At 72.3% G+C, this 26157-nt stretch carries 28 protein-coding genes and 1 pseudogene; 16 read left to right on the top strand and 13 right to left on the bottom strand.

Features of this window, described 5'->3' with window-relative positions; all coding sequences use genetic code 11:
• Positions 1 to 211: 211 nt before the first annotated feature.
• The 3 genes from ACY34M_RS05315 to ACY34M_RS05305 all read left to right on the top strand — a co-directional run bounded on the left by ACY34M_RS05315 (position 212) and on the right by ACY34M_RS05305 (position 3105).
• Entirely contained in the window at positions 212 to 1087 is an 876-nt protein-coding gene (locus ACY34M_RS05315; protein ID WP_462718752.1) for a glycerophosphodiester phosphodiesterase, read from the top strand.
• A 41-nt stretch (positions 1088 to 1128) separates the two neighbouring features.
• Complete coding sequence (locus ACY34M_RS05310) at positions 1129 to 1701, top strand: methylated-DNA--[protein]-cysteine S-methyltransferase (protein WP_462718751.1); 573 nt, start codon at positions 1129 to 1131, stop codon at positions 1699 to 1701.
• Between the two features lie 192 nt (positions 1702 to 1893).
• Positions 1894 to 3105, top strand: coding sequence for an MFS transporter (locus ACY34M_RS05305; RefSeq protein ID WP_462718926.1), 1212 nt, complete (start codon positions 1894 to 1896; stop codon positions 3103 to 3105).
• A 25-nt stretch (positions 3106 to 3130) separates the two neighbouring features.
• On the opposite strand, the gene ACY34M_RS05300 is transcribed toward ACY34M_RS05305, so the two are convergent.
• Entirely contained in the window at positions 3131 to 3505 is a 375-nt protein-coding gene (locus ACY34M_RS05300; protein ID WP_462718750.1) for a cupin domain-containing protein, read from the bottom strand.
• Positions 3506 to 3712: 207 nt separating this feature from the next.
• On the opposite strand from ACY34M_RS05300, the gene fdhA reads away from it, so the two are divergent.
• The 3 genes from fdhA (at position 3713) to ACY34M_RS05285 (ending at position 6921) form a co-directional block, all read left to right on the top strand.
• Positions 3713 to 4939: a formaldehyde dehydrogenase, glutathione-independent gene (gene fdhA / locus ACY34M_RS05295; protein WP_462718749.1), complete on the top strand. Its 1227-nt coding sequence runs from the start codon at positions 3713 to 3715 to the stop codon at positions 4937 to 4939.
• 165 nt (positions 4940 to 5104) lie between these two features.
• On the top strand, positions 5105 to 6010 hold the full coding sequence (locus ACY34M_RS05290) for a pseudouridine-5'-phosphate glycosidase (protein WP_462718748.1): 906 nt from the start codon (positions 5105 to 5107) through the stop codon (positions 6008 to 6010).
• A complete protein-coding gene (locus ACY34M_RS05285) occupies positions 6007 to 6921 on the top strand; it encodes a carbohydrate kinase family protein (protein WP_462718747.1) in 915 nt (304 codons plus the stop codon). The genes ACY34M_RS05290 and ACY34M_RS05285 overlap by 4 nt, the downstream gene beginning before the upstream one ends.
• A gap of 32 nt (positions 6922 to 6953) precedes the next feature.
• Here ACY34M_RS05285 and ACY34M_RS05280 read toward each other — a convergent pair whose 3' ends face one another.
• On the bottom strand, positions 6954 to 7754 hold the full coding sequence (locus tag ACY34M_RS05280) for a methyltransferase domain-containing protein (RefSeq protein ID WP_462718746.1): 801 nt from the start codon (positions 7752 to 7754) through the stop codon (positions 6954 to 6956).
• 150 nt (positions 7755 to 7904) lie between these two features.
• Here ACY34M_RS05280 and ACY34M_RS05275 point away from each other — a divergent pair, with 150 nt between their 5' ends.
• Complete coding sequence (locus ACY34M_RS05275; protein WP_462718745.1) at positions 7905 to 9032, top strand: magnesium and cobalt transport protein CorA; 1128 nt, start codon at positions 7905 to 7907, stop codon at positions 9030 to 9032.
• A gap of 32 nt (positions 9033 to 9064) precedes the next feature.
• On the opposite strand, the gene ACY34M_RS05270 is transcribed toward ACY34M_RS05275, so the two are convergent.
• A complete protein-coding gene (locus ACY34M_RS05270) occupies positions 9065 to 9697 on the bottom strand; it encodes a nucleoside/nucleotide kinase family protein (RefSeq protein WP_462718744.1) in 633 nt (210 codons plus the stop codon).
• 44 nt (positions 9698 to 9741) lie between these two features.
• Here ACY34M_RS05270 and ACY34M_RS05265 point away from each other — a divergent pair, with 44 nt between their 5' ends.
• From ACY34M_RS05265 to ACY34M_RS05255, 3 genes are all read left to right on the top strand, one after another.
• Entirely contained in the window at positions 9742 to 10617 is an 876-nt protein-coding gene (locus tag ACY34M_RS05265) for a DUF2293 domain-containing protein (protein ID WP_462718743.1), read from the top strand.
• 63 nt (positions 10618 to 10680) lie between these two features.
• Positions 10681 to 11166 (top strand): anthrone oxygenase family protein, encoded by a 486-nt coding sequence (locus ACY34M_RS05260; protein WP_462718742.1) that lies wholly within the window; start codon positions 10681 to 10683, stop codon positions 11164 to 11166.
• 72 nt (positions 11167 to 11238) lie between these two features.
• Entirely contained in the window at positions 11239 to 12756 is a 1518-nt protein-coding gene (locus ACY34M_RS05255; RefSeq protein ID WP_462718741.1) for a glutamate synthase subunit beta, read from the top strand.
• 94 nt (positions 12757 to 12850) lie between these two features.
• On the opposite strand, the gene ACY34M_RS05250 is transcribed toward ACY34M_RS05255, so the two are convergent.
• Together ACY34M_RS05250 and ACY34M_RS05245 are read right to left on the bottom strand one after the other, a co-directional pair.
• A complete protein-coding gene (locus tag ACY34M_RS05250; protein WP_462718740.1) occupies positions 12851 to 13123 on the bottom strand; it encodes a DUF397 domain-containing protein in 273 nt (90 codons plus the stop codon).
• Positions 13124 to 13993, bottom strand: a complete 870-nt coding sequence (locus ACY34M_RS05245; protein ID WP_462718739.1) for a helix-turn-helix domain-containing protein — start codon at positions 13991 to 13993, stop codon at positions 13124 to 13126.
• Between the two features lie 380 nt (positions 13994 to 14373).
• Between ACY34M_RS05245 and ACY34M_RS05240 the strand changes: the two genes are divergently transcribed.
• On the top strand, positions 14374 to 14772 hold the full coding sequence (locus tag ACY34M_RS05240; protein WP_462718738.1) for an ATP-binding protein: 399 nt from the start codon (positions 14374 to 14376) through the stop codon (positions 14770 to 14772).
• A gap of 55 nt (positions 14773 to 14827) precedes the next feature.
• A complete protein-coding gene (locus tag ACY34M_RS05235) occupies positions 14828 to 15298 on the top strand; it encodes a hypothetical protein (RefSeq protein WP_462718737.1) in 471 nt (156 codons plus the stop codon).
• Positions 15299 to 15319: 21 nt separating this feature from the next.
• On the opposite strand, the gene ACY34M_RS05230 is transcribed toward ACY34M_RS05235, so the two are convergent.
• On the bottom strand, positions 15320 to 15502 hold the full coding sequence (locus ACY34M_RS05230; protein ID WP_462718736.1) for a hypothetical protein: 183 nt from the start codon (positions 15500 to 15502) through the stop codon (positions 15320 to 15322).
• Between the two features lie 153 nt (positions 15503 to 15655).
• On the bottom strand, positions 15656 to 16348 hold the full coding sequence (locus ACY34M_RS05225) for a DUF899 domain-containing protein (protein WP_462718735.1): 693 nt from the start codon (positions 16346 to 16348) through the stop codon (positions 15656 to 15658).
• 186 nt (positions 16349 to 16534) lie between these two features.
• Here ACY34M_RS05225 and ACY34M_RS05220 point away from each other — a divergent pair, with 186 nt between their 5' ends.
• Complete coding sequence (locus ACY34M_RS05220) at positions 16535 to 17500, top strand: endonuclease/exonuclease/phosphatase family protein (protein ID WP_462718734.1); 966 nt, start codon at positions 16535 to 16537, stop codon at positions 17498 to 17500.
• 10 nt (positions 17501 to 17510) lie between these two features.
• Here ACY34M_RS05220 and ACY34M_RS05215 read toward each other — a convergent pair whose 3' ends face one another.
• On the bottom strand, positions 17511 to 19304 hold the full coding sequence (locus tag ACY34M_RS05215) for an FUSC family protein (protein WP_462718733.1): 1794 nt from the start codon (positions 19302 to 19304) through the stop codon (positions 17511 to 17513).
• Positions 19305 to 19441: 137 nt separating this feature from the next.
• Between ACY34M_RS05215 and ACY34M_RS05210 the strand changes: the two genes are divergently transcribed.
• A complete protein-coding gene (locus tag ACY34M_RS05210) occupies positions 19442 to 19981 on the top strand; it encodes a 2'-5' RNA ligase family protein (RefSeq protein ID WP_462718732.1) in 540 nt (179 codons plus the stop codon).
• Here ACY34M_RS05210 and ACY34M_RS05205 read toward each other — a convergent pair.
• The 3 genes from ACY34M_RS05205 to ACY34M_RS05195 are packed head-to-tail and all read right to left on the bottom strand — an operon-like array spanning position 19969 to position 22694.
• Entirely contained in the window at positions 19969 to 20748 is a 780-nt protein-coding gene (locus ACY34M_RS05205; RefSeq protein ID WP_462718731.1) for a nucleotidyltransferase domain-containing protein, read from the bottom strand. The genes ACY34M_RS05210 and ACY34M_RS05205 overlap by 13 nt on opposite strands.
• Positions 20749 to 20757: 9 nt before the next feature.
• Positions 20758 to 21195, bottom strand: coding sequence for a hypothetical protein (locus ACY34M_RS05200; RefSeq protein WP_462718730.1), 438 nt, complete (start codon positions 21193 to 21195; stop codon positions 20758 to 20760).
• A 32-nt stretch (positions 21196 to 21227) separates the two neighbouring features.
• Positions 21228 to 22694, bottom strand: coding sequence for an NCS1 family nucleobase:cation symporter-1 (locus ACY34M_RS05195; protein WP_462718729.1), 1467 nt, complete (start codon positions 22692 to 22694; stop codon positions 21228 to 21230).
• Positions 22695 to 22867: 173 nt separating this feature from the next.
• Between ACY34M_RS05195 and ACY34M_RS05190 the strand changes: the two genes are divergently transcribed.
• Together ACY34M_RS05190 and ACY34M_RS05185 are read left to right on the top strand one after the other, a co-directional pair.
• Entirely contained in the window at positions 22868 to 23533 is a 666-nt protein-coding gene (locus ACY34M_RS05190; protein WP_462718728.1) for a GntR family transcriptional regulator, read from the top strand.
• A gap of 33 nt (positions 23534 to 23566) precedes the next feature.
• Positions 23567 to 23977 (top strand): (2Fe-2S) ferredoxin domain-containing protein, encoded by a 411-nt coding sequence (locus ACY34M_RS05185; protein WP_462718727.1) that lies wholly within the window; start codon positions 23567 to 23569, stop codon positions 23975 to 23977.
• Here ACY34M_RS05185 and pip read toward each other — a convergent pair.
• Positions 23952 to 24918: pseudogene (pip, locus tag ACY34M_RS05180) on the bottom strand (prolyl aminopeptidase). The gene ACY34M_RS05185 and the pseudogene pip overlap by 26 nt on opposite strands.
• A 12-nt stretch (positions 24919 to 24930) precedes the next feature.
• Entirely contained in the window at positions 24931 to 26148 is a 1218-nt protein-coding gene (locus ACY34M_RS05175) for an MFS transporter (RefSeq protein WP_462718726.1), read from the bottom strand.
• Positions 26149 to 26157: the final 9 nt, after the last annotated feature.

Here is a 26157-nt window from a genome sequence, read left to right as displayed (position 1 = left end):
GGCCACCGGGGCAGTCGCCGGTGAGGCAGAGATTAAAGCGCACACGGGAACGTCCGAACGATTTTCCGGCAAAGAAACCAGTGCCCGACACCGGGGGTAACCGCAGTTGAGTGACTCCGTTCAACTCGTGACCATCCTGCGCCTTCTTTTCGTTCGCTCTCTGCTGTCAATCTCGTACAGTCCGTGATCCCACGACGCTTGAGGAGCACACGTGTACGCACGCGCAGCAACCGCCCTGACCTCAGTGGCGGGCTCCGTCGTCATCGGTGTCCTGGTTCTGCCCACCGCCGCACACGCAGCCCCCGCACACAACAGAACCACCGTCGTCGCCCACCGCGGCGCCTCCGCCTACGCGCCCGAGAACACCCTGACCGCCGTCGACACGGCACGGGCGCTGGGGGCCACCTGGGTCGAGAACGACGTGCAGCGCACCAAGGACGGCGCCCTGGTCGTGATCCACGACACCACACTGGCGCGCACCACCAACGTCGAGCAGCTCTATCCCGACCGCTCGCCGTGGAACGTGTCGGACTTCACCAAGGCCGAGATCGAGAAGCTGGACGCGGGCAGCTGGAAGGGCCTCGAGTTCACGGGTACCCGGATCCCGACGCTCCACGAGTACCTGCGGCGCGTCGACCGCAACCACCAGAAGCTGCTCATGGAGATCAAGTCGCCCGAGCTGTACCCGGGCATCGAGGGCCAGATCCTGCGCCAGCTGCGCGCGGACGGCTGGCTGGACTCCTGGCACATCAGGAACCGGCTGGTCATCCAGAGCTTCAGCGCGGACAGCATCCGGAGCCTGCACAAGCAGCGCCCGGACATCAAGACGGGCTTCCTCGGCACCCCCACCGTGTCCGAGCTGCCCTCGTACGCGAAGTTCGCCGACCAGATCAACCCGTCGCACACCACGATCTCGGCGGACTACGTCAAGTCGGTGCACGCGCTCAAGGGCCCGCACGGCAAGCCGCTCGAGTCCTACACGTGGACCGTCAACGACGCGAAGACCGCGCAGAAGGTGGCCGGCTACGGCGTCGACGGCATCATCACCAACGCCCCCGACGTGGTGCGGGCGGCCATCGGCGGCTGATCCGCCCGCCGTTGTCAGTGGTCGGTCGTAGCGTGGTCGGCATGAACGCCACTGGACCAAGCGAGACCACTTCCGCCGCGGCGCGGCAGGCCGTGTGGGCCGTCGTGCCCAGCGACATCGGCCCGCTGCTGCTCGCCGCGACGGACGCCGGTCTGGTGACCGTGGTCTTCCACGCCACCGACGCGGTGCGGGACAAGGCACTCGACCGGCTCGGCTCCCGACTCGGGGCCGAGCCCGTCGAGGCGCCCGACTCACCCCTGCTCGCCGAGCCGATACGGCAGCTCGCGGAGTACTTCGCCGGACGTCGGCGCGCGTTCGACGTACCGCTCGACTGGTCACTGACCACCGGGTTCAACCGGGAGGTGCTGCGCGAGCTCGCCGCCGGGGTGCCGTACGGGGCGGTCGTCGGGTACGGGGATCTGGCGCACCGGGTCGGCCAGCCGGGAGCCTCGCAGGCCGTCGGCCTGGCGATGGGGGCGAACCCGCTGCCCGTCGTGGTGCCGTGCCACCGGGTCGTGGAGCGCGACGGCGGGATCGGCGGCTTCGGGGGCGGCCTCGAGACGAAGCGCAAGCTGCTCGCGCTCGAAGGGGTGTTGCCCGAGCCCCTGTTCTGAGACGGTCCCGGGGCGGAGCGGACGTCCGAGGTCCGCGGGGTCGACCGGGACGGGGGTTGTGCGGTGGCCACGGACGAGGGGGTTGCGCCCGCGTCGCGGGACGGGGACAAGGCCGAGCCGGGCCCGGAGACCGGACCGGGCCCGGAGACCGGACCGGGGGCGACGGTCGGGCCGGGGGGCGACACCGATGCGTTGCAGCGGCGGACCCAGCGGGTGCTGGTTGCTTCGCAGATACTTGGGGGGCTCGGTACCGCCACCGGGATCGCGCTGGCCGCCGTACTCGCCAAGAAGGTCAGCGGGGACGAGGCGCTCTCCGGCCTCGCGTCCACGGCGAGCGTCGCGGGGACCGCGGTCCTCTCGGTGCCGCTGGCCGCGCTGATGAACGCCCGTGGGCGGCGGGCCGGCCTCGTGCTGGCCTATCTGATCGGCACCCTGGGGGCCATTGTCACGGTCGTCGCCGCGGCGATCGGGAGCTTTCCGCTGCTGCTCGTCGGCCTGATGGGGTTCGGTGCGGCGTCCTCCGCCAACCTCCAGGCCCGGTACGCGGCAGCGGACCTCGCCGCGCCCGACCGGCGGGCCCGCGCCATCTCGACCGTCGTATGGGCCACCACGATCGGCGCCGTCCTCGGGCCGAACATCGCGGCGCCCGCGGGCCGCAGCGTCGCCGGGCTCGGCATACCGGCGGAGGCGGGGCCGTTCGTCTGGGCGGCCGGGGTGTTCCTGATATCGGCGGTCGTGGTGCACGTACGGCTGCGCCCCGACCCGCTGCTGACCGCGCGGGCCCTGGCCCCCGCCGAGGAGCAGTCGCCCGCCGCGCGCTCCGTACGGGCGGGCATCGCGGCCGTGTCCGCGTCCCCGCGCGCCCGGCTGGCGCTCGTGACGGTGGCGGTGTCGCACACGGCGATGGTGTCCGTCATGTCGATGACGCCGGTGGACCTCGAACACCACGGCGCGGGCATCGAGTTGATCGGGCTCGTGATCAGCGGGCACATCGCCGGCATGTACGCGTTCTCCCCCGTGATGGGACGCCTCGCCGACCGGTTCGGGAGGCTCACGGTGATCGGGCTCGCGGTGGGCCTCCTCGCGTGCGCGGCGCTGCTCGCCGGAACCGCGGGCGGGAGCCACGGGCAGAGCGCGGCGGCGCTGTTCCTGCTCGGGCTCGGCTGGTCGGCCGGGCTCGTCGCGGGCTCCGCGCTCCTCACCGACTCCGTGCCGCAGGCCGCGCGGGCCGCCGCGCAGGGGCTCTCCGATCTGACGACGAGCCTGTCGGCGGGGATCGGCGGCGCGACGGCGGGCATCGTGGTGGCGACGGCGAGCTACGCGTGGCTGAACCTGGCCGCGGCCTGCCTCCTGCTCCCGCTCGGGGCACTGGCGCTGTTCACGCGGCGCACCTCACACCCGTAGCGGAGAGGGGACGTCCGTACGCGGATCAGTCGAGGGTGATGTGGTACGCCTTGCGCAGGGTCTCGTGCACCGTCCACGTCGTCCGGTCGCCCTCGCGGAGCACGGCGGCCGTGCCGGGGCCGAGTTCCAGGCTCTCGCCGCCCTCGACCGCGACGGTGGCGCGCCCGCTGACGACCACGAACAGCTCGTTCGCCTCGGTGTCGGTGACCACGCCGGGCGTGATCTGCCAGATGCCGCGCAGCTGCTTGCCGTCGGCCGACTCCCACAGCACCTTGCCGGTCACCTCGGGAGTGCCGGAGACGATCTGAGCGGGGTCGAGCGGCTCCGGTTCGAGCTCCGCGTCCGGGACGTGGACGGCGAAGGAGCGGGCGGCGGTTGCGGGTGAGTCGTTCGTGGTCATGGCCAGACACCGTAGATGACCTGCGCCTCTCCTCTCACTGGACGCCCTGTGACGTACCGGCCGCGGCGACTGGACGGCTCGTCGAGACGTCAACGACCGCGCCGGGAAGACTCCTCAGAACGCCGATTCGGTAGCAGACTCCGCCGTGCGCACAGCCGGAGCATCCGCCGTAGACGAGTCACGGAGCCGAAGGGACGGCGATCAGGCATGAGCGGAAACAGGGCAGTCGCATATCTCAAGCCGGGCGCGGTGGAAGTCAGGACCATCGACTACCCGACGCTCGAACTGAAGGACGGGCCCGGAGTGGCCCGGGAGAACGTGGGCCGGGTCTGTCGGCACGGAGTCGTCCTCAAGGTGCTTGCCACCAACATCTGCGGCAGCGACCAGCACATGGTGCGCGGCCGCACCACGGCACCCGAGGGCCTCGTGCTGGGCCACGAGATCACCGGTGAGATCGTGGAGAAGGGCCCGGACGTCGAGTTCCTGAACGTCGGGGACCTCGTCTCCGTACCGTTCAACATCGCCTGCGGGCGGTGCCGCAACTGCAAGGAACGCAAGACGGGCATCTGCCTGAACGTGAACCCCGGGCGCCCCGGAGCCGCTTATGGCTATGTCGACATGGGCGGCTGGGTCGGCGGTCAGGCCGAGTACGTGATGGTCCCGTACGCGGACTTCAACGCGCTGCGCTTCCCCGACGCCGACCAGGCGCGCGAGAAGCTGCTCGACCTGACGATGCTCTCCGACATCTTCCCGACCGGTTTCCACGGCGCGGTGACGGCGGGCACGAAGGTCGGTTCGACGGTCTACGTGGCCGGGGCCGGGCCCGTCGGTCTCGCGGCGGCGGCCTCGGCGCAGCTGCTGGGCGCGGCCGTGGTGATCGTCGGGGACCTGAACGGCGAACGGCTCGCGCAGGCCAGGAGTTTCGGCTGCGAGACGGTCGACCTCACGCGCGGCACCGTGGAGGAGCAGGTCGCCGAGATCCTCGGAGTCCCCGAGGTGGACGCGGCCGTGGACGCGGTCGGCTTCGAGGCCCGCGCGCACGGCCCGGACGCGGCGGAGGCACCCGCCACGGTCCTCAACTCCCTGATGGGACTCACGGCGGCCGGCGGCGCGCTCGGCATCCCCGGCCTGTACGTCACCGACGATCCGGGCGGCGTCGACCAGGACGCGCGCAGCGGGACGCTGAAGGTGCGGCTCGGCCTCGGCTGGGCGAAGAGCCACCGGTTCACGACGGGTCAGTGCCCGGTGATGCAGTACCACCGGGGTCTGATGATGGCGATCCTGCACGAGCGCGTGCACATCGCGAAGGCCGTCAACGCGACTGTCATCGGCATCGAGGACGCGCCCCGCGGCTACGCGGAGTTCGACCAGGGGGCGAGCCGCAAGTACGTGCTCGACCCGCACGGCGCGCTGAACGGCGTCAGCCCGGTCTGAGGCCGGACGAGGTCCGTCGGGGAAGTGGGCTCCACGCGCGCGTGGAGCCCACTTTCCGGTTCGTGTTTCCGGCCCGTGGTGCGTTTGAGCGCACCGGGTGTCCGCCAGGGATGTCAGTGGAGCAGCGGTGTCGACGGTGACAGCCAACCGGCGGGAGGCGCGGGCATGTTGATCGTTTCTGACGAGGTGCGGGACGCGGTCGGAGCGGAGCGCCCTGTGGTGGCTCTCGAGTCGACGATCATCGCGCACGGACTGCCGCGGCCGCGCAATCTGCGGGTCGCCTACGAGCTGGAGAAGGCCGTACGCGACGAGGGCGCGGTGCCCGCGACGATCGCGGTGCTCGACGGGCGGCCGCATGTCGGTCTGGACAAGCGGCAGTTGGAGCGGGTCGCGACCGACGACGCGATCCGCAAGCTCAGCCATCGCGATCTCCCGGTGGCCGTGGCGACGGGCGCGAGCGGGGCGACGACCGTCTCGGCGACGGCGCTGCTCGCGGCGCGGGCCGGGATACGGGTGTTCGCCACGGGTGGGCTCGGCGGGGTGCACCGTGGGTGGACACAGACACAGGACGAGTCGGCGGACCTGGGGCTGCTCGCGCGGACCCGGATCACCGTGGTGTGCGCCGGGGTGAAGTCGATCCTGGACGTGCCCGCGACGTTGCAGCGCCTGGAGACCCTGGGGGTGACCGTGGCGGGCTATCGGACCGCCCGCTTCCCGGGGTTCTATCTCGCCGACTCCGGCGAACCGGTCGACTGGACGCTGCACTCTCCGGGTGACGTGGCGGCGGTGATGCGGGCCCAGGACGAGCTGGCCGCGGGCGATTCGGCGCTGATCGTCGCCAATCCCGTACCGGAGGCGGAGCAGTTGGATCCGGCGCTCCACGCGCGCGTGCTGGAGAGCGGGCTGCGCGCGTGCGAGGAGCGGGGGGTCGTCGGGCAGGCCGTGACGCCCTTCCTGCTGGACTACTTGGCGCGGCAGACGAAGGGCGCGTCCCTGGAGGCCAACCTGGCGGCCGTACGCGGGAACGTACGGCTCGCCGGGCGGATCGCGGCGGCCCGGGCCGCGGTGTGACGGGGGTGGACGGCGGGGCGTTGCTGGTGGTCGGCGACGTCGTGACGGATGTCGTCGCGCGGCATCGCGAGCCGCTCGCGACGGGCACGGACACGGTGGCCGCGATCCGTACGGTGCCGGGTGGCGCGGGGGCCAATGTGGCGAGCTGGGCGGCGTACTGGGGCTGCCGGGAGGTCACGCTGCTCGGGCGGGTCGGCGCGGATTCCGCGCGCTGGCACGAGGAGGAGCTCGTACGGTGCGGGGTGCGGCCGCGGCTCGTGGTGGACGCCGAGGCGCCCACCGGGGCGGTGATCTGCCTTGTGGACGCGGGGGCCGGGGGCGAGCGGACGTTCCTGACGGACAGCGGGGCGTCGCTGCGGGTGGGTCCTGAGGACTGGTCGGCGGAGCTGCTCGACGGGGTCGGCCGGCTCCATCTCTCCGGCTACCTGTGCTTCTCGGCCACGGGACGGGAGTTGGTGTCCGTCGCCGTGGCCGACGCACGCGCGCGTGGTGTGCCGGTGAGTGTGGATCCGGCGTCGACCGGGTTTCTGCGCGGCCTGGGGGTCGAGCGGTTCCTGGAGCTGGTGGACGGGGTGGACGTGCTGGTGCCCAGCCGGGCCGAGGCGGAGCTGCTGAGCGGGGAGCCGGGGGCGGAGGACGCGGCGGCGAAACTGAGCGGGCGGTTTCCCGTGGTGGTGGTCAAGGCGGGGGCGGCGGGGGCGTGCGTCGCGAGCGGCGGGGTGGTGCGGGAGCGCGTGCGCGCCGTGTCGGGGGTGGTGGTGCGCGACTCCACGGGGGCGGGCGACGCGTTCACCGGCGCGGTGCTCGCCGCGCGGCTTCAGGGCGCGGGGTGGCGCGAGGCCGTGAGTGAGGGGTGCCGGGCCGGGGGCATGGCGGTGCAAGGCGTGGGCGGGCGACCGCCCCGGCGCTGACCGGGGGCCGCCTCGCCGACCCAAGCCCCCTCCTACCCCTTCCTCCCCCACGCCGAGATCAGCGGTGCCGTCGCCAGGTCCATCGTGCCTGTGGCGACGTTCGCCAGGTGTTGGTCGATTTCGGTGTTCGTGGCCAGGCCGGCCGTCACCAGTTGATCGCGGATCTGGGCCACCGTCGCCGTCTCCAGTGCCGTGCAGGCCGGTGATGCCAGCGGGAAGTAGGCGTCCGCCTCGACCTGGCGCAGGCCCGCCGCTCGGAGCAGTCCGGGGAGTTTGCGGCCGTAGGACAGGTCGGCGCCGCGCTCGGCGAGCAGGGAGCGGAAGCCGTGCCGCAGGCGGTTGGCCAGCTGCTGTTCGGGGCCAGTCTCGTCCGGGCAGAGCAGGGGTTGAAGCGCGGGGTCGGCGTCCTCGACGAGGAGCCTGCCGCCGGGCCGCAGGGCGCGGATCATCGACGCCAAGGCCCGCTCCCGATCCGGGACATGGACGAGGACGAGCCGGGCGTGCACCAGATCGAAGTTCTCGGCGGGCGGCTCGTCGACGCCGATGTCGTGACGCCGCACCTCGACGGGCGTGCGGGGCATGGCGGCCTGCCAGGACGTGTCGATGTCGGTGGCGAGGACCCGGCCGGTCGGCCCGACCTTCCGCGCGAGCCACGACACCACCGACGTGCCGCCCGCCCCGACCTCCCAGCAGCGCCAGCCGGAACCGATGCCGAGGCCCTCGATGTGCCGGAACGTCGTCGGGTCGAAGAGGACGGAGAAGGCGTCGAAGCGCTGCCCCGCCTCGGGCCGCTGGTTGTCGAGGAGGTACGCGTTTTCACCGGATCGCATCATGAACCGATCATCCCAGCCCAATCGTTGGATACCGGACATTGCGCAGCGGAGCGGAATCCTCCGTTCCCACAGGGGTGGACGCGCTGTCGGTGACCGCTGGCAGACTGGCCCACCAAGTCGTCACCAAGCCATTCACGGGAGGGGCCGAGCATGTCGATGGCGGGCAATCTGCGGAAGGTCGGCGGTCTGCGCGGGGTCGGCAGCCTGCGCAAGGTCGCGCGGCTGGCGCGGCGCACGCCAAAGGTCGACCTGAGTCACCCGGCGCGCTCCCCGCTCGGTTCCGCGGTGGTGAACTGCGTGACCTACCGCGACGGCGTGCGCAAGTCGGGCGACAGCAATCTCGTCGAGTCGCTGCGCGCGGTGCGCAAGTCGGCGGACGGGTTCGTCTGGCTGGGGCTGCACGAGCCGTCGGAGGTGGAGTTCGCGGACATCGCCGAGCTGTTCGACCTGCACCCCCTGGCCGTGGAGGACGCGGTGCACGCGCACCAGCGACCCAAGGTGGAGCGGTACGGGCAGACGCTGTTCGCGGTGCTGAAGACGGTCTGTTACGTCGACCACGCGGAGCTGACCGCGACCAGCGAGGTGGTGGACACCGGCGAGATCATGGTGTTCCTCGGCCAGGACTTCGTGATCACGGTGCGGCACGGTCGGCACGGTTCGCTCGGCCCCGTGCGCGAGCGGCTCGAAGGGGACACGGAGCAGCTCGCCAAGGGCCCGGCGGCGGTGCTGCACGCCATCGCCGACAGCGTCGTCGACGACTACCTGACGGTGATCGACGAGGTGCAGTCGGACATCGACGAGGTCGAGGCGGACGTCTTCGCGCAGAACGGCGCGAAGGTCGACCCCGGCCGGATCTATCAACTCAAGCGCGAGCTGCTCGAGTTGAAGCGGGCCGTGATGCCGCTGTCCCGGCCGATACTCGAGCTGTCGAGCCGCCCCTTCCCCGCCGTGCCGACCGAGATACAGGCGTACTTCCGCGACGTGTCGGACCACTTGCTGCGCGCGGTGGAACAGATAGCGGCCTTCGACGAACTGCTCAACTCGATCCTCCAGGCCCATCTGGCACAGGTGACGGTCGCGCAGAACGAGGACATGCGCAAGATCACGGCGTGGGCCGCGATCGTGGCCGTACCGACGATGGGCTGCGGTGTCTACGGCATGAACTTCGAGAACATGCCGGAGCTGCACTGGCGGTACGGCTATCCGCTGATGATGTCCGTGATAGCGGTGATCTGTTTCGTGGTGTACCGGGGCTTCAAGCGCAACGGCTGGCTGTAACCCACAGCCCCGCAGACGCACAAGGGCCGCGGTCACCCGCTCCACGCCGGATGGCGCGGGTCGTCCGCGCGGATCACGACGTCGGCGTTCGCGGCGGGCGCGGTCTCGGAGTCGTAGCGCTCGAAGGCGGGGAGCGTCCACTGTTCGGAGTCGGGGGTACGGCGCCGCAGCGCGCCCTGCGACAGGCTGACGTGCACGGTCAGGTCGAAGGGGAACCAATGGTTCAGGAGCAGGGGCCCGTGCAGCAACAGCACGCCGCCGGGTGGGAGTTGGACGTAGCCGCTGCGGGTCGCGCGATCCGTGACCGGGTCCCACAGGTCGGGCAGGACACGGCCCGTGCCGTCCGGTTCGAGGGGGCCGAACACCTCGCGCCACAGAGCGCCCGTGTCGAACCAGCCGCTGTAGTACGCCTCCACGTCCCGGTGCCCGTACTCGAACCGCAGCGAGGCGGGCCGCAGAAAGCCCTCGGCGCCGACCGTGAGCGAAGACCGGCCGCGGGTGCGCAGGGCCTCGGAGACGAGCGCCGCGAGCTCGCCGGGGCGGGCGGCCGGTGCCCCGTCGAGGGCGACCTTCGTCCACGGGCCGCCGTCGGCCGGCTTCAGGTCGAGCAGCCACTCGGCGAGGGCGTCGCCGAGCCGTTCCCAGGTGATCGCTTCAAGTCGCACGCACTCCATGATGCCGGGCACGTCAGGGCGGGCATCACGGTCGTATGACCAGAGCGACCAGAGCCGTTCCACCGCAGCGCCCCTCCCCCTCCCCCGGCACCGGCACCGGCACCGGCACCGGCACCGGCACCGACGCCTGCACCGCAACCGACGTCGACACCGCAACCGCGCCCGACACAGCCACAGCCACCGCCACCCCGACGACCCCACGCAGTCCCGTCGCCTTCCAGCCGGTCAAGCGCAAGCGCTGCGGCAGCTGCCACCGAGGGCCGCTCGGGCTCCTGGTCCTGGAGGACGGACTGCCGCGCTGCCTGGACTGCGCCGACCTGGGACACCTCGTGTTCCTGCCGCGCGGCGACACGGCGCTGAGCCGCAGGGCGCGCGAGGAGAGCGGGCTCTCGGTCGTCGTCGTGCGCTTCCATCGGCGGCGCGGGCGGTACGAGCGGCAGGGCGTGCTCGTCGAGGAGGCGGGGCTCGCGCGGGCCGAGGCGCGCTGTCTGGCGGACGCGGAGGCGCGGGCCCGGCGGCGGGCGCGGGACGCGGCGCGGCGGGCGGCGCTGGACGCGGTGTTCGTGGCGGAGTTCGCGGCGCGGATCCGGGAGCTGTTTCCCGGCTGCCCCGCGGACCGGGCGGCGGCGATCGCCGCGCATGCCGGGGCGCGCGGCAGCGGGCGGGTGGGCCGCAGCGCGGCGGGGCGGGCGCTGTCGGAGGGCGCGGTCGTGGCCGCGGTGCGGGCCGCGGTGCGCCATGTCGACACGCCCTACGACCGGCTGCTGATGGCGGGCGTGCCCCGGAGGGAGGCCCGGTCACGGGTGGCCGGCGCGGTGACGGCGGTACTGGAGGAGTGGCAGCGGCCGCCCCTCACCGCCCCCGCCGAACTCCACGAAACCATCACAACCGGCACCGTTCGCTCATTGTAATCGTGAAATCACTGTCCACAACCGACAAACTGCGGCATGATCCCTCTGGATAGGGGGGAGCGAATGATCGAAGGTCCGTTTTTCGCGCTGGTCGTGCTGGGGGCGGTCTGGTGCGGCGTGAGTTCAGGGGTGTTCGTCGCGTTCTCCACGTTCGCGATGCGCGGGCTCGGCGCGCTGCCCGCGGCGCAGGGGATCGCCGCGATGAACGCCATCAACATCGCGGCTCTCACCGCGCCGTTCATGGTCGTCTTCCTCGGCGCCGCGGTGCTGTGCGCGGTGATCGCGGTCGTGACGTTCGTGCTCTGGCCCGAACCGGGCACCGCGGAGCTGTTGCTCGGCTGCGCGCTGTACCTGGCGGGCTCCTTCGGGGTGACGGTCCTGGCCAACGTCCCGCGCAACGCTGCGCTGGCCGGCCTCTCCGGCGACGAGGAGTCCGAGAACAGCGCCGCGCAGTGGCAGGCGTATCTCGTCGAATGGGTGCGCTGGAACCACGTACGGGCGGCGGCGGGAGCCGCCGCTTCGGTGCTGTTCGTGCTCTCGCTGACCTGAGCCGGGGCGGCCCGCGCCCACCCGACGTATCGTGACGAAAAGAGCCACGACGCACGGCGTAGGGAGACGGCCATGGCCGACCCCAAGGGCTTCCTCACCACGCCCCGGCGGGAGGCGCCGCGCCGCCCCGTCGAGGAGCGGGTGCGCGACTGGGACGAGGTGTACACCCCCGGTGGCCTGCTGCCGATCGTCGGCGCGCAGGCCGATCGCTGCATGGACTGCGGGGTCCCGTTCTGCCACGAGGCGTGCCCGCTGGGGAACCTGATTCCCGAGTGGAACGATCTGGTCTCACGCGACGACTGGCTGGCGGCGAGCGAGCGCCTGCACGCCACGAACAACTTCCCCGAGTTCACCGGCCGCCTGTGCCCGGCCCCCTGCGAGGCGGGCTGCGTCCTCGCCATCAACCAGCCCGCCGTCACCATCAAAAACGTGGAAGTGGCCATCGCCGACCGCGCCTGGGACGAGGGGTTCGTCGCCGCGCAGCCGCCCGAGCGGCACAGCGGCCGCACTGTCGCCGTCGTCGGCTCGGGCCCCGCCGGGCTCGCGGCCGCGCAGCAGCTGACGCGGGCCGGGCACACGGTCGCCGTGTACGAGCGGGACGACCGGCCGGGCGGACTGCTGCGCTACGGGATCCCCGCGTTCAAGATGGAGAAGCGCCACCTGGACCGGCGCCTGGACCAGTTGACCAAGGAGGGCGTGCGGTTCCGTACGTCGACGGAGATCGGCCGGGACCTCGACGCCACCGATCTGCGGTCCCGCTACGACGCCGTGGTACTCGCGACCGGAGCCACGGCCTGGCGCGACCTCGACGTTCCGGGGCGGGAGTTGACCGGCATCGAGCAGGCGATGGAGTACCTGCCGTGGGCCAACCGCACGTACGAGAACCCCACGTACGAGCAGCCCGCGCCCCAGAACGGTCGGGAGTCACCGCTCAGTGCCACCGGCAAGCACGTGGTCATCGTCGGCGGCGGCGACACCGGCGCCGACTGCCTGGGCACGGCGGTGCGCGAACAGGCCGCTTCCGTCACCCAGTTGGACATCTACACCCGGCCGGACGAGGCGCGCGACGAGGACGCCGAACCGTGGCCGACGTACCCGAAGCTGTACCGGCTCTCGGCCGCGCACGAGGAAGCCGGTGAACTGCGCACGGCCCCGGCGGCCGACGCGGACGCCCGGCTCTTCGCCGCCTCCACGCTGCGCTTCACCGGGGACACCGCGGGACATGTGCGTGCGCTGCACCTCGTCGAGGTGGACGCGGCGCGCCGGCCGCTGCCGGGGACGGGGCGGACGCTGCCCGCCGATCTGGTGCTGCTCGCGCTCGGCTTCCACGGGCCCGAGCGGCAACCCGGCGGCCTCATCGATCAGTTGGGTCTGGATGTCGACGAGCGGGGGCGGCTCGCGCGGGACGCCGCCTTCGCCACGCAGGTGCCGGGCGTGTTCGTCACGGGGGACGCGGGGCGCGGCGCCTCACTCGTGGTGTGGGCGATCGCCGAGGGCCGGGCGGCGGCCGCCGCGGTCGACCGGTGGCTGACAGGACGGACGGAGCTGCCGGAGCCGATCGCGGCGCACGACCGCCCGATGACCGTCTGACCGGCGGACCGCGGCCCGCCCGACCTCACGGCGGCAGAAAGCCTCACGACAGCAGAAGGCCTCACGGCGACGGAAAGCCTCACGACGGAAAGTCTCACGACAGCAGGAAGTCCGCGACTCCCGACTTCGCGCCCTCGATGAACGCCGTGATCTCACCGACGGTGTAGATGAGCGCGGGCCCGTCCGGATCCGAGGACTGACGTACCGCGACGCGCCCGTCGGCCAGCTTCATGGCTTCGAGGCAGTTGCCTCCGTTGCCGCCGCTCCAGGGCTTGTGCCAGCCCTCGCTGCCGAGTTCGCGCGCCGGCATGCCGTTGTAGATCGGCTCGCCGTCGACGCCCCGTATCCGGTCCTTGATCGAGTCCATTCACAGCTCCTTGCGGAGATCGCGGAGGATCTCCTTTGTGCGTTGCGCCGTCGCGGCATGCGCCGCCATGCGGTCCATGACTTCGAGGTGGGTCGCCACCTCGGGGCGCGCGTCGAGATAGACGGCGCCTGTCAGGTACTCGCTGTAGACCATGTCCGGCAGTTCTGACATGGCAAATCGGAACAGGACGAAGGGTCCGTACGTGCCCGGGTGCGGGCCCGCGGCGAACTCGGCGACCTGAAGCGTCACGTTCGGCAGCTCCATCGATTCGAGCAGCCGGTCGATCTGGGCGCGCATCACGTCCGCGTCGCCGACCGGGCGGCGCAGGGCGGTCTCGTCCATCACGACCCACAGGCGCGGCGCGTCCTCACGGGTGAGCAGCGCCTGGCGGCGCAGGCGGAGCGCGACGTGCCGTTCGACGACGTCGGGGTCGTCGGCGAGCGTGCGCCCTATGGCCCCGGAGGTGAGCACCCCGCGCGCGTAGTCCTCGGTCTGGAGCAGGCCCGGCACGAAGTGCGGGTCGTAGGACCTGATGAGGCGGGCCGCACCCTCCAGGCTCACGTACATGGAGAACCAGTTGGGCAGAATGTCGTGGTAGCGCTGCCACCAGCCCGGCTTGTTCGCGTCCTCCGCGAGCTGCACGAAGGACTCGGTCTCGTCGTCGGCGACGCCGTAGGCCTTCAGGAGCAGCTGGACGTACGGGATGCGCAGCGAGACCTCGGCGGTCTCCATGCGGCGGATCGTCGCGGCGGTCACGCGGAGTACTTTCGCGGCCTCCTCGCGCTTGAGCCCGGCCCCCTCGCGGAGATCCTGCAGCCGACGGCCGAGGACGACCTGACCGACCGTCGGCGCGGACGGCGGTTCACTCACGCCGCCTACCTCCCAGTAGTCCCGGTGTCTGAATCCCGCCACTTCTGACCACGGAAAAAGGGCCGCAAGAGGTCTCTCACCGGCCGTTTCCCTGTGGTTAACCCCCGACGGGGGTTGCGTGGCGTGCTGCTGCGAGCAGTCTGCCATGTCCGCTCCACACGGCATACGCCACTCTGCACTTTTCAGAGTGACCCTTGCCAAGTGTTCTTGACGGGGAGATAGTGGCAAGCGTGACTCCGTCTGCGCCTTTAGGAACAGAAGCCGGCGAAACTACGCTCGGTGATCGTTCGGGTACCCCGACAGGGGCCCACCCGTCGGTTTCCCGCCGCAGCAGTTTCGAATTGGCTCCCCACCCGGGCTCCGCCGCTCAGGCCCGGCGCGTGACGCGTACCCACCTCAGTGCGTGGGGCGCGTGCGAGGACACCTGCGACGCGGCGGCCCTCGTCGTGTCCGAACTGGTCACGAACGCGATCGTGCACACAGCGAGCCGGCGCATCCACTGCGAACTGCGCGAGCTGTGCGACGACTCCGGTGACCGGCTGCGCATAGCGGTCCGCGACGAGGGCTGCATCCCCGGTGACGCCCGCGTGGGCAGAGCGACGCCCGAGGAGGAGCACGGCAGAGGGCTGCTCCTCGTGGCCGCGGTCGCGACCGCGTGGGGCGCCCAGGAGACCGGGCCCGGCCTCCTCGTCTGGGCCGATCTGCCCCGCGACGATCGGGCCCCGAGACAGGCGGGTCCCGAGCCCGGCGCCTCGGACGGCGCCGGTTGGGCCTGGTGAACGCCCGCATCCGCCGAGCGGCGGGCGGCAAGACGAACGTGCGAAACGGGATCGAATGGGCGTGGTGACGACGGGCAAGCGGACAATGCACTTGAACTCGCTGGCCGCACTGGCAAGGAAGCGGGGGGCCCGGCGTCAGCCCGGCGCCCCGCTTCCCGGCCGCACTCCGCCCGTGCGGCTCAGGGTGCCCGCGGGCATGACCGCGCCGCTCGGCTGCGACGCCGTCGCGGTGCCCGAGGAGTTCGGCCGGGCGATGGCGAAGCGCCTGCCGCGGATGGGCTGTGTGTACGCGGACGGGGCGCACTGGTGGTGGCTCGTGCCCTCGGACTCCGACGTGTCCCTGGAGTGGCCCGCACCGGCGTGCTACACGGCGGGCGCGATCGTCCAGGACGCCCCGCGGACGCCCGACCTGGTGCACTGCCCGGACGGTACGGTGCCGTACACGCCGCCGATCCCGCTCTACCTCGCGCTGTGCCGGGTCACCGGGACCACGCCGGTGTGGTCGCGGTCGGTCGGCGCGTCGTAGGTCCCCGTCCGCGCGAGGGCGTCAGCCCACCGGTTCGGCCGCCGACGCCGGCACGATCACCAGGAACGCGTCGGTCACCAGGTCCATGACCACTTCGGCCGGCTGGCCCTCCTGACGGCGCCTGCTCGCGTACTCCTCCGCGGGCCAGGAGCCGCGGGGCCCGCCCGCCGGGAAGCGTTGCAGCACCACTCGTCCATTGATCATCGTCGTCCCTGCCCCCGTGATCGTGCCGATGTGCGGCGCCCGGAGCGTCCGGACACTTCATGAGGGAGAACGCTGACAGGGCCGGTTCCGGCTCGCAACGTGACGTAAATGACACCGAGTTGAGACGAGGCCGGGCCGTACGCGGACGAGCCCTCAGTCGACGTACTCGTCGTGGTACCGCACCCGCGCGCTGCCCGCGGGCGCCCCGAGGGACGACGAGCGACCCGCCGGCTGTTCCCACTCCTCCTGGCGGCCCAGGGCGGTGAGGTCCAGAAGGTTGTTGGTGAACCCGATGTGGTCCATCCCGCGGGCGAACGTCGAGTACGTGTGGAAGACCCGGTCGCCCTCCCGCAGGAAGCAGCTGATCGCGGGCTGCTCCTGGAGGATGCCGTCCTCGCCCACGACGGTCGCTCCGAAGTCCCGGTTGAAATCGCTGAGATGGGACGAGTACCAGGGCACCGTCCAGCCCATCCGCGCCTTGAACGGCAGGATTCTGGTGAACGGCGCGCGGGACACCGCCGCGAACTCCGTGCCGCGGGCCCGCAGATGTGCCAAGTGCCCGATCTGGTCGAGGAATCCGGAGCAGCTGGGGCAGCCGGCGTCCCAGTCCGGGGCGAACATGAAGTGGTAGACGACGAGTTGGTGCCGGCCCTCGAACAGGTCGAGCAGCTCCGACTTCCCGTCAGGGCCCTCGAAGACGTACGACCGGTCGATCTCCACCATGGGCAGCTCGCGCCGCCGTGTGTTCAGTGCGTCCCGTGCGCGGGTCGCCGCCTTCTCCAGGGCGAGCAGTTCCTCGCGCGCGGCGAGCCACTCCTCGCGGGTGACCACCTTCGGCAGCCCCATGGTTCCTCCTCCGGTCGTGTCTCTCGTCAGGGGTGACCGGGGGCCGGTGCGGAACTCATCGCTGCGGCCGAAGTTTTTCCGAAGGAATCCCTCAGGAGTCGTGGAGGAGTCCTGTCCTCCCCGCGCGGCCGCTGGCACGCTGGCCGCCCCGGCCCCGCCAGGGCCGGCCAGCGGACGGAGCACGCCATGCTCGTCGGTACCTGGAACCTGGAGAACCTCTACCGCCCCGGCAGCCCCTACGGCCCGCGCGACAAGGCCACTTACGAGGCGAAGCTCGCCTCGCTCGCCGCCACCCTGAACCGGCTTCGGCCCACCCTGCTCGGCGTGCAGGAGGTCGGTGACCCGGCGGCGCTCGACGATCTGGTGCAGCTGCTCGACGGCCGGTACACGACGACGCTGTCGCAGTACCCGGACGAGCGCGGGATCCGGGTCGGCTTCCTCGCCGACGTCGCCGTGGACGTGGTCGCGGACACGGCCGCGTTCCCGCGGGCCCTGCGCCCGGTGCAGGTCGACGACGGCGGCAGGACCGTGGACCGGGCGGGCCGGGGCATCCTCGCGGTGCACTTCTCGACGCGGGCGGCGTGGCTGACGGCCGCCGTCTGCCACCTCAAGTCGAAGCTGCTCGGCTATCCGGGCGGCCGGTTCGTGCCGCGCGACGAGGGCGAGCGGGCGCGCTACGCGGTGTACGCGCTGGAGCGGCGGGCGGCGGAGGCGGCGACCGTACGCGCCCTCGCGGACACCCTCATCGGGGAGGACGGCCGCCGCACACGCGTCGCGGTCCTGGGCGACTTCAACGACGAGGTGTCGGCGGCGACCACCCAGATCCTCCAGGGCCCGCCCGGCTCCGAGATCGGCACGCCCGGCTTCGACCACGCCGACAAGGGCGACGCGCGGCGGCTGTGGAACGTGGCGCCGCTGATCCCCGAGGAGCAGCGGTACTCGCGGGTGCAGGCGGGACGCCGTGAGCTGATCGACCACGTCTTCGTCTCGCACGAACTGCTCGGCCACGTCGTCCGCGCCGGGACCGGCCCGGCGCGCGATCCGTCCGGCGCCGCGCCCGAACCGCTGCCGTCGGTGGGCACGGATCCGGCGGACCGGCGGGACGCGCCGGGCTCGGACCACGCGCCCGTCTGGATCGACCTGCGGCCCTGAACGGTGCCCGTCAGGCGGCGAGCTCCGCGAGCAGCACGTCGATCCTGCGCGCGTGCTGCTCGGGCACCCGCCCCGTGTCGTCGACCTGCACGGCGCACGCGGTCGTCGCGTCGACGAGCCGCTCCAGAACAACGGTCACCTGCCGCGAGCCGTCCGAGTGCCGTGCGAGGACCGGCAGCTCGGCGGCGGCGAGATCCACCGCGGCCCGCGCCTGCGCGAGCGTCCGGTACGCCTCGCGCCGCAGCGCCCACCGCCCCTGCCGGTCGACGCCCGCCGCACCCTGCCCGGACTCGCTCAGCACATGCCGTACGTAGGCGTGGGCGGCGTCGTGCGCGACGGCGAGCCGCACCCGCACCCCGCCCCCGCGGTGCCCGCCGGGCAGCGGAAGATGTCCGGCGACCAGCACGATCGCGCACGCGAGGAGCGTCTCGGTGATCCGCCCCCAAGAGGCCTGCGGCTCCCCGCCCAGCATCACCAGGGACAGCACGAAGACGGTGACGACGGCGGTCTGCGCGGCGAAGTGCCGGGTGGCGACGGGGATCAGCGCCCCGCAGGCGGCGACGAGCGCGACGAGCCCGAAGGGCTGGGGCAGCACGGCGGCGAGCCCCGCGAAGAGGACGGCGCCCGCGACGGTCCCGGCGGCCCGGCACAGCGCGCGCGAGGCGAGCGGCCCGAGGTCCGGCTTGACCAGGAAGACGGCGGTGGCGGGCAGCCAGTACCAGTGCAGCGGGTGCAGGGCCTGGGCGACGGCGGCGCTGGCCCCAAAGGAGAGCCCGACCCGGACGCCGTACTCACGCCCGGCGGGACCGGTCGCCCGGCGCAGCAGCGCGCCCGCCGACGCGCGCCTGCGGGCCGACGGCTGGTGGAGCCCGGAGCCGTCGAACGCCTCGGCGGCCCGCAGCAGCGCCTCGTCGAGGGCACGCAGCCCCGCGTCGGCGCGGGCGGGGGCGGGCAGCGCGCCGGGCGCATCGCCGGTCCGTACGGCGGCGGCGAGGCGGCGCGGCCCCTCCCCGGCTCGCGCGGGCACCGGTTCCCCGGCCCAGGCGAGCGCGGTGGCGGCCTCGGCGAGCGGCAGGGCGGCGGAGTACTGGCGGCGCAGACGCAGGGTCGCCCGCGAACGGCCGCGCCGCAGGGCGTCCTGCGCCTGGTCGAGCGCGGCGGTCAGCGCGACGCGGCGCGCCTGGGCCTCGGGGCCGCCGACGGCGTCGAGCAGCCGGGCCACGGCTTCGTAGACGGAGGCGACGGCCGCGCGCTCGCCGTCGTACAGGTAGCCGAGGCCCTTCGTGCGGACCGGCGAGGGCAGCAGCAGTCGCAGCAGGATCAGCCACGCGGCGCCCCCGGCGAACAGCAGCGCCCGCTGCCAGCCGGGCTCCGGCAGCGGCATCCCGGCGCCTATGGCGACGGTGACGAGGAACTGGGTGCCCGCGGAGGACGCGACGGGCCCGATGGCGCTGAAGGCGCCGCCCACGAGCCCGAGCACGGCGAAGAGGCAGGCGACGAGCGCCCCGGTCGGCAGCGCTCCCCCGGCAAGGCTGCCGACGGTCATGCCGAGGGCCCCGGCGAGCGCGGGCCCGCCGAGCCGTGTGACGGCGGCGAGCCGGGGACCCGGCCGGTCGTTGACCCCGGCGAGCAGCGTCCCGAGCGCGAGCAGCACGCCGCTGGACGGCCGCCCGGCGGCGACGGCGACGAGCAGCAGCGGCCCACCGGCCAGGGCCCCGCGCACGACGGCGGGCCACGGCACGGGCGCGCGCTGGGCGCGCAGGGCGTGGCTCAGCCAGGGCGGGAGCGAGTGGGGGCGGCGCATGACGGCGGACAGACTCCTGTCGTACGAGCACGGAGGGGTGCCGGACGCCGTCGGCCAGCCTGAACTGGTCTGTCAAGAGTAAGCGGAGTTGTTGGAGGGGAGGAAACAGCGAGGTTTCCGGAATGTGACACTTGACCGTGCCCACGCGACGTACCTCTGAGAACAACGGCGGCTGGCCGGACCTTCCCGGCGACACGGCCCTCACGATCCACGTCCCGGAGGCGGACGCCCTGGTCCGCACGCCGTCGAGGGCGCACATCACCGTGCTCTACCCGTTCCTGCCGCTGGAGCGGATCACGCCGGACACGGACGCGGACCTGCGCGCGCTCTTCGCGTCGACGCCGCCGCTCCCCCTCGCGTTCTCCGGGGTGAGCCGCTGGCCGGGCGTCCTCTATCTGGCCCCGACGCCGGACGACACCCTGCGCACCCTGACGAAGTCGATCCGGGAGCGCTGGCCGGAGGCGGTCCCCTATCGGGGCATCTTCGGCGACGAGGGCCTGGACCCGCACCTCACGCTGGCGAGCGGCGCGGGCACGGACGACGTCCCGGAGACGGAGTTCACGGCGGCGCTGCCGCTGTACGCGCGCGTGGAGTCGGTGAAGCTGATCGTGACGGAGGGCGCGGGCACGGGCTGGCGGGACATCCGCGCGTACCCGCTCGGGCGTCACACCGACTGAGCCTCGGCGACCGCCCGGGCCAGCAGTTCCCGCGCCCGGTCGACGAGTTCACCGAGCGGCAGGTCCGGATCCGCGACGATCCGGTCGATGCCCCGCACCCCGGCCCGCTCCAGCAACCGCTTCTCATTGGTCACCCACTCCCCGCGCGCGGCGAGCACCGCGTGCGCGGCCTGCATGGCGGCGACGGCCACGGCGCCGACGACCTCGGTGCGCCCGCCGAGAGGCGCGTTGTTCCCCTTCGCGTACTCCAGGGTGATGGCGGCCCGCCCCCACCACACCTCGGGCGCGGCCTTGCGCAGGGCGCCGGGGTAGCCGTCGGGCACGGGAGTGTCACCGCGCAGCACGCGATTGACGGCGAGCTCGGCGACGACGAGGTACGACGGAATCCCGGCGAGATGGAACATCAAGGGCTCGACGCGAAACCGCCCTGCCTCGGCCTCGCTCAACTCGTGCTCGACGACGTCGAGATCCCGGTAGTGCACGTCGACGCGCCGCCCGTCGACGGTGAGCCAGGCCCCGCCGTTGAAGACGCCGCCGCCCCAGCCGCCGATCTCGGAGACCTCGCCCTCCCAGCCGACGTCCCGCAGATGCCGGGGCTCGAACAGCCCCTCGCTCCCCCGGTAGTACACGGCGGTGTCCCAGTCGCTCTCTGCGGTGTGGGTCCCTTGCGCACGCGATCCGCCGAGCGTGACGGCGTGCACCCCTGGCAGGGCGTCCAGCCGGGCGGCGAGGCGTTCGAGGAAGATGTCAGCGGTGAACTCGGACATGCGCCCACGCTACGCCCGCGGCGGCCGCCCCTGATCCACTCGGCCCACGGAACCGGCCTGGATGGTGACCTGATGGGTGCCGCCGCTGATGTGGTTGTAGGTGTTGTACGTCACCGAGGGCTCCGCGGGGCCGCCTGAGTCCAACTCGTCGAGGATCCGCCGGAGTTCGGCCGCGGCCTCGGGGTCGGCCCGCAGCGCCTGCTCCATCCGGTACTGCCAGGCGCCCTCGACGCGCCCGACCCGGTGCTCGTCGCCGGCCTCCCGCGCCTCGGCGACATCGACGCGCGACTCCTCCAACTCCCCGGCGACGGCGTCCGCTTCACCGTCCCGCCCGCGCGAGACGACCCGCGAGACCCGGTCCCGCACCCACGTCCAGCCGTCCGTGGTCATCTGCTGGACGAGGGCGGTGGCACCGGCGGTGGCGAGGGCGGTGAGTTCGGGGTCCATGAGCGAACGGTAATCGAGCGGCCACGCCCGCGTCAGTCCTTCATGGCGACGGCCTCCGCCCGCTCCCGCCGGCACACCACCCCGTACAACCCGGCCCCGGCCGCCGTCCCGATGAACCACGAATAGGCCGCCACGGAGCCGAAGTACGGGACGAGCGCGAGGACCACCGCGAGCGCCGCCGACGGGACGAACGCCGCCAGGGCCTTCGGGTTGACGCCCCGGCGGTAGTAGTAGGGGGAGCCCGGGCGCGCGTCGAAGAGGGCCGCCGTGTCGACCCGGCCGCGCTTCACCCAGAAGTAGTCGAGCATCAGGATCCCGAAGAGCGGGCCGAGGAAGGCGCCCAGTCCGCCCAGGAAGTAGTTCACGACATCCGGGTTCGAGTACAGGTTCCACGGCGTGACCAGGAGGGCCAGGACCGTCGAGATCGCCCCGCCGATCTTGAACGTGATCTTCTGCGGCCAGACGTTGGCCAAGTCGTACGCCGGCGAGACGAAGTTGGCGACGATGTTGACGCCCATCGTGGCGACCGCGAAGGTCAGGGCGCCGAAGACCAGGACCCACGTATTGCCGATCTTCGCCACCAGCAGCGCCGGGTCGGTGATCGCCTCGCCGAAGACCTCGACGCTGCCCGCCGTCACCACGACGGACAGCACCACAAAGGCGGTCGAGTTGATCGGCAGACCCCAGAAGTTGCCGCGGCGCACGGTCCGGTAGTCCGGCGCGAAGCGGGAGAAGTCGCAGAAGTTGAGCATCAGGGTGCCGTACGTGGCCAGGATCAGGCCGATCGCGCCGAACCACTGACGGAACTGTTCGCCGGTGGAGACCGGGTGCGGGGTCGAGGTGAGGGAGATCGTCCAGCCCGCCTTCGCCCAGACCCAGACCGCGAGGGCGAGCATCACGACCCAGATCGCGGGGCCGCAGAAGTCCTGGAACTTACGGACCGACTCCATGCCGCGCGTGATGATCAGGGACTGGACCAGCCACAGCACGAGGAAGGACGCCCAGCCCAGCGCGTGCAGGCCGAGGAACGAGTGTTCCGTCCACGACTTCGTGGCGGGGAACGCGGCGAGCACCATCACGTTGACCGCCACGGAGGCCAAGTACGTCTGGATTCCGTACCACATGATGGCGATCACGGCCCGGACGAGCGCCGGGATGTTGGCTCCCCAGACGCCGAAGCCGATCCGGCTGACGACCGGGAACGGGACGCCGTGGCGCTGGCCGATGCGGCCCATCGCGTTGCAGCCGACGTAGATCAGGACGAAGCCGACGAGCAGCGAGGTGAGGACCTGCCAGGCGTTGAGGCCGAGCACCAACAGGCCCGCGGCGAAGGTGTAGTTGCCGAGGTTGTGGACGTCGGACATCCACAAAGCGAAGAGGTCGTAGACCTTCCACTTCCGCTCGCGGGCCGGCGCCAGGTCCTCGTTGGTCAGGCGCGGATCGGGCGGGACGGGCGCGGTGGTCGCGGACCGGGGGTGCACTGGCTCTGCCACGGACATAGGGGTCCTCCGGCGAGAAGACGGGAAGGCGGGGGGAGAGCGGGAAGGTTTGGTATACCAATACCGCGCGATCGTCCCGCTGCCGACCCCGCCCGGCAATGTCCGTGCGGTTACATCTCCGTAAATCCACCCCGCCCCCTCTGTCCCTGCGGCGCATCGACGAAGATGGACCCATGACGACGGCAGGATCGGCGGAGCCCTTGGGCGCGGTGCGCGAGCGCGTGCTCGCGGCGCTGCGCGAGGACATCATCGGCGGGCGCCGCCGGCCCGGCGACCGGCTCGTCGAGCGGGATCTCGCCGACAGGTTCGGGGTCTCCCGGGTCCCCGTCCGTGAGGCGATCCGGGCGCTGCTCGCCGAGGGATTCGTGACGTACGAGACGCCCCGCAGGGCCGTCGTGCGCACCCTGACCCGCACCGACGTCACCGAACTGTACGAACTGCGCGAGGCCCTTGAGGTCTACGCCGCCGGGCTCGCGGCCGAGCGGGCCACCAAGGACGACCTCGCGGACCTGGAGGAGCTGCTGGCGCGCGCCGCACGCGCGACCAGCGAGGGCGACGCCGAGACCAACACCGACGTCAACTCCCGTTTCCACGACCGCCTGTTGGCGATGGCGCGCAACGAGCTCATCGTCTCCGTGATGCAGCCCGTCGGCGGCCGGCTGCGCTGGCTGACCCGGCGCGGCGAGGAGTGGGCGCACCAGCTGGCCGAGCACCGGGAGTTGTACGAGGCGCTGGCGGCCGGTGACGCCGAGCGGGCACGCACGACGGCGCTCACCCACGTACGCACCAACTATCACTCCACCGTGCGCCATCTCTTCGACGACGATCCCACCGCGTAACCGCACACCCGTCACCCCAGGAGCCCCGCCCCCGTGCCCACCCTGATCGGCGCCGCCCGCACCCGTCCCTGCACGCTCGTCGTGTGCCGGGGCTGCTGCTGCGGCGACGCCCGCAAGTACCCCGGCTACGACCACGACTGGCAGCTGGAGCGCTGGCAGGCGGCAGCCCGGTCCTCGCAGGGACGGTTCGCCGTGCGGGTCGTCGACTGCCTCGGCCCGTGCGACCAGGCGAACGTCGTCGTCCTCCAGCCCTCGGCGCAGGGGCGCGCCCGTGGTGGCAAGGCCGCGTGGATCGGCTGGTCGATGGGCGACGACGCGACCGACGAGATCCTGGCCTGGGCGGAAGCCGGCGGGCCCGGCCTCGCGCCCGCGCCCGTCGCCCTGGAGCTGCAGTTCATCGAGGCGCAGGGCGAGCGTGTCAGGCGCCGCCGCCGCTCCCGCTGAACCTGTCCAGCGCGGCGACCAGTTCCTCGGTGATGCCGGGCGCGCCCGCGTTGTGCCCGGCGTCGTCCACGACGATCAGCTCCGCCTCCGGCCAGGCCCGCGCGAGGCGCCACGGGGTGCCGAGCAGATTGCCGAGGTCCACCGTGCCCTGCACCACCACCGCCGGGACCCCCTTCAGCAGGGGCAGGTCGCGCAGCACCGTGTCGGGGCCGTCCAGGAAGTGGTTCCGCGCGAAGTAGTGCGTGACGGTGCGCGCGAATCCGTACCGGAAGTCCGGGTCCTGGTAGCGGGGCACGGAGCGCGGCGGCTGCGAGACGCACGCCGTCTCCCAGTCGGTCCAGGCGAGGGCGGCCCGCTCGCGCACCGCCGGGTCGGGTGACTCCAGGAGCCGGTTGTAGGCGGCCGCGAGGTCGCCGTCCCGCTCCCCCCTCCGGCAGCCCGTCGAGGAACGCGGCGAACGCTTCCGGGAACACCGCGCCGAGGCCCCGCGTCAGCAGGTCGACTTCTTGCCGGCTGCCCGTCGCCAGGCCCGTCAGGACCAGTTCGGAGACGGACTCCCGGTGCGTCTGCGCGTACCGCAGCGCCAGCACGGAGCCGAAGGAGACGCCCCACACCAGCCAGCGATCGATCCCGAGGTGGGCGCGGAGCCGCTCCAGGTCGGACAGCAGCCCGGGCAGCGTGTTGACGCTCATGTCCGTGTCGTACACGCTCGCCGACGGCGTGGAGCGGCCCGCGCCGCGCTGGTCGAGCAGCACGATCCGGTAGCGGTCCGGGTCGAACAGGCGGCGGGTGAAGGGTGTGGCCCCGGACCCCGGCCCGCCGTGCAGCACGACGGCGGGCTTGCCGTCCGGATTGCCGCAGGTCTCCCAGTGGATCCGATTGCCGTCACCGACGTCGAGGAGGCCCTGCTCGTACGGTTCGAGGGGTGGGTACAGAGGCATCCGGCGAACGTACTACCCGCCCGGTACCTCCTGCGCCTTGATGCCGCGCATCCGTCCGTACGCGTAGACACAGCCCGCGAGCGCCAGGTCGGACAGCAGCATGAAGCCGATGGAGTACGAGTTCTGCGAGCTGTAGATCGCGCCCATGACCAGTGGCGGGACGAAGCCGCCGAGGCCGCCGATGGCGCCGACGATGCCGGTGACCGAGCCGACCTGGGACGGTGGGGTGACCTGTGCGACGAGGGCGAAGACGCTGCCGCTCGCGGTGCCGAGGCCCGCGCCCATGACGAGCATGTCGGTCGTGCCGCCGGGCGCCAGATTCGGGTTGAAGGCCTGCACGATCGCGAAGAGCGCGACGACGCCCAGCGCCCACGACGTGACGACCGCCGGGTGGACCCGGTCGGAGAGCCAGCCGCCGAACGGCCGGAAGATCACGGTGACGAGGGCGAAGCCCGCGGCCTTGGTGCCCGCGTCGATGGGGTCGAGGTCGTACCAGGTCTTCAGGTACGTGGGCAGATAGGTGCCGTACGCGACGATGCCGCCGAAGCCGATCGCGTAGAGGGCGGACAGCTCCCACGTCACGCGCAGCTTCCCGGCCTGGCCGAGGCGTTCGCCGAGCGAGGTCGTCGGGATGGTGCGGCCGGGGTGGTCGCTGATGAGGAACCAGGCGACCACCACGTACGCGGCGAGCGCGATGGCCACGATGTAGAACGGGAGGTTCTCGCCGTGCTTGGCGATGCGCGGCGTGAAGTAGCCGGACAGCGCCACACCGCCCATGCCCATGCCGAAGATGCCGACCGCCGCGCCCCGCTTGGCGGGCGGGAACCAGGAGTTCACCAGCGGCACGCCGATGGCGAACGTGGTGCCGCCGAGGCCGAGCAGAAACCCGACGAGGACCATCGCGAGGTACGAGTCCCTGGCCACCGTCACCAGGAGCACAGGGATGATCGTGGCCGCGGTGACCAGCGGGAACATCAGCTTGGCGCCGAACTTGTCGGTCAGGGCGCCGACCGGGATCCGGCCCAGCGAACCGACGATCACCGGCACGGCGACCAGGAAGGACTGCTCGAACGAGCTGAGCTTCAGCGATTCGCCGAAGGCGCTGCCCAGCGGGGCGATGAGGTTCCATGCCCAGAACGTGAGCGCGAAGCCCACGGTCGCCACGATGAGGTTGCGGTAGGCCGCCGCAGGCGGCTTGGACGTCGTCTCCTGCGCTGTCTGTGCTGCCACACGGCCACG

The organism is Streptomyces sp. EDA2-14, from assembly GCF_054963755.1.
The sequence above is the reverse complement of the archived record's forward strand: the minus strand, read 5'-3'. Positions and strand labels throughout refer to the sequence as shown.